Origin of the sequence: Mesorhizobium sp. M4A.F.Ca.ET.020.02.1.1 (assembly GCF_004022645.1) — a bacterium.
In the GTDB taxonomy this organism is placed as follows: domain Bacteria; phylum Pseudomonadota; class Alphaproteobacteria; order Rhizobiales; family Rhizobiaceae; genus Mesorhizobium.
On sequence record NZ_RZOI01000761.1, the window covers coordinates 1 to 2,789 of the forward strand.

General features: G+C 66.9%; 4 protein-coding genes. 3 read left to right on the forward strand and 1 reads right to left on the reverse strand.

Annotation, left to right across the window (positions count from 1 at the left end; all coding sequences use genetic code 11):
* From EN742_RS30645 to EN742_RS30655, 3 genes are all read left to right on the forward strand, one after another.
* The coding region (locus EN742_RS30645; protein ID WP_128333643.1) for a TOBE domain-containing protein at positions 1-544 on the forward strand (544 nt) is incomplete at its 5' end.
* A gap of 39 nt (positions 545-583) precedes the next feature.
* On the forward strand, positions 584-1,969 hold the full coding sequence (locus EN742_RS30650) for an FAD-binding oxidoreductase (RefSeq protein ID WP_128333644.1): 1,386 nt from the start codon (positions 584-586) through the stop codon (positions 1,967-1,969).
* Positions 1,970-2,029: 60 nt separating this feature from the next.
* Positions 2,030-2,398 carry a cupin domain-containing protein gene (locus EN742_RS30655; protein WP_127406679.1) on the forward strand — a complete coding sequence of 123 codons (369 nt, stop codon included), beginning with the start codon at positions 2,030-2,032 and terminating at the stop codon, positions 2,396-2,398.
* 36 nt (positions 2,399-2,434) lie between these two features.
* On the opposite strand, the gene EN742_RS30660 is transcribed toward EN742_RS30655, so the two are convergent.
* Positions 2,435-2,789 (reverse strand): MFS transporter (locus EN742_RS30660; protein ID WP_189375677.1); only part of this gene is annotated, 355 nt, incomplete at its 5' end.

Sequence of the window (2,789 nt, forward strand, 5' to 3'; positions counted from 1 at the left end):
CGGCACCACCTTCGTCTATGTCACGCACGACCAGGAAGAGGCGCTGGTGCTGTCGGACCGCATTGCGGTGTTCAATCGCGGCCAGATCGAGCAGGTCGGCACCGGCCGGCAGCTCTACGACGAACCGGCGACGCTGTTCGTCGGCCGCTTCATCGGCGACTCCACGGTGTTGCGCGGCGAGGCGCGGAGCGACGGCACGAGCACGGCATTGCGCATTGCCGGCGAGACGGTGACGGCGCCGAAGCGCATCAACGGGCAAGCCAACCCGGTGATGCTGCTGCGTCCCGAAAAGCTTGCCATCCGCCGGCCCGGCCAGGATGCCGCAAACGGCGCCAACCGGCTGCCGGGAACGATCGCGGAAGCCATCTATCTCGGCTCGGGGTCGAAATACGAAGTCAAGCTCGCCGACGGTTCGACCGCGATCGTGCGCTCGCCGCTGACCGGCGACAGCTTCGGCCTCGGCGAACCAGTGGAGCTTTGCTTCGATGGTGCAGACGCCAAGCTTCTGGCCGATGACAGCGCGGCAGACACAACGCTGACCTGACCCCGATTGATCCGTTCCAACCAATCCGAAAGTCATCCCATGCAAGCCAAGCGCAACGGCGACATATCGTTCTGGTATGCGGATATCGGCGGAGTTCCCGCGCCCCGGCCGCCCTTGCCCGGCGATATCGAGGCCGATGTCGCGATCGTCGGCGCCGGCTATACCGGCTTGTGGACCGCCTACTATTTGAAGAAGGCGAGGCCCTCGCTGCGCATCGCGCTGATCGAGCGCGAATTCGCCGGGTTCGGTGCCTCGGGCCGCAACGGCGGCTGGCTGTCGGGCGGCTTCACCTGGTCGCGAGAGAAGTATCTCAAGACCTCGACGCGGCAAGGCGTCAGCGCCATGCAGGCGGCGATGGCCGGCTGCGTCGACGAGGTGATCCGGGTGGCGGCCGCCGAAGGCATCGATGCCGACATCCGCCGCGTCGACAATCTGACGGTGGCCACCAATCCGGCGCAGGTCGAACGCGCGCGCGAGGAATGCGAGACGATCCGCGCCTGGGATGTCGATCCGAACCGCGTCGAGATCCTCGATCAAGCGGCGACGCGGGCGCGCATCAATGTCCGCGACGTCCTGGGCGGCTTCGTCGTCCATGGCCAGGCGCGGGTGCAGCCGGCCAAGCTGGTGCGCGGGCTTGCCGCCGCCGTCGAGCGGCTGGGCGTGCCGATCTACGAACAGACGACGGTGACCGCCATCGCCAAAGGCAACGTGACGACCAACCGCGGCACGGTGCGCGCGGAAACCATCATCCGCGCGACCGAGGGTTTCACCGCAGGCATCCCCGGCGAGGAGCGGACCTGGCTGGCCCTCAATAGCGCGCAGATCGTGACCGAGCCGCTATCGCAGGAGCTGTGGCGCGCGATCGGCTGGGAAGGGCATGAGCTTCTCGGCAGTGCCGCCCACGCCTATTGCTACGCCCAGCGCACGCGCGAGGGGCGCATCACCATGGGCGGGCGCGGCGTGCCCTATCGCTACGGCTCGCGCACCGACGTCAACGGCCAGACGCAGCAGGCGACGATCGACCAGTTGCATCAGATCCTGACGACGCTGCTGCCGCAGACGGCGGGCTGCCGCATCGAGCATGCCTGGTGCGGCGTGCTCGGCGTGCCGCGCGACTGGTGCACGACGGTTGGCCTCGATCCGGCGACCCGCATCGGCTGGGCCGGCGGCTATGTCGGGCTGGGTGTCTCGAGCTCCAATCTTTCGGGGCGCACGCTCGCCGACCTGATCCTTGGCCAGGACACGGAGCTTACGCGCCTGCCTTGGGTCAACCGCAAGGTGCGGCGCTGGGAGCCGGAGCCCTTCCGCTGGCTCGGCGTGCACTCGATGTACCAGCTCTACCATCTCGCCGATCGCCGTGAGGCCGCCGGGCTTTCGCACACCTCGAAGCTTGCCGCCCTGGCCGACGCCATCACCGGCCACTAGAGCGTTTCGCAATTCCGGACAGGAAACAGCTGCTCGCTTTTCCTGGAATCGCTTTGACCCATGGAGCCCAACTTGATCGACCTTTCGACCTTCCACGACCTCGCCACGGCCGATATCGGGGCGTTCTCACCCAAGCCGACCTCCATTGAGGGAGGTCAGGTCGAGGCGGTGCGCTCGCTCTTCCGGTCGCCTGACGGGACCATCGATATCGGCATCTGGGAGTGCACGCCCGGCCGCTTCACCGCCGATCGTTCCGGCTCGTCGGAGATCTGCCATATCATTTCCGGCCGCGCTGAAGTGAGCCGTGCCGACGGCAAAATGCGCGAACTCGGACCGGGAGACCTGCTCGTCCTGCCGCAAGGGTGGAAGGGCGAATGGCTGATCCACGAGACGACGCGCAAGCTCTACATGATCCAGAGCGCCGGCTGAATGGCGAGGTCGATCTTCCGAGCCGAAAGACGCAGGTTAGTGATCGATCGGCCCCTTGGGTGAGACAAGGGTCGTGCCGGCAGTAGTCGGGCGCTCGATCATGCGGCGTACGCGCGGCGGCTCCTCGCCACTGTGAAGCGCGCGGATGCGCTCGCCGACCACGGCGTCGGCATGGGTGGCACGCCTGTTGTGACGGATGTACTCGACCCAGGTCGGCGTGTGGTAGTGCTCGATCCAGATGCCTGGATTTTCAAGATCGCGGGCAAGCGTCCAGTTGCGGGCGCCGTCGCGGCGGCGGATGCGCCCGCGTTCGGCCATGGTGGCGAGGAATTCCGGCTCGTCCTCCGAGCGGATGACGTATTCGATCATAATGGCGATCGGGCCGCTGCGC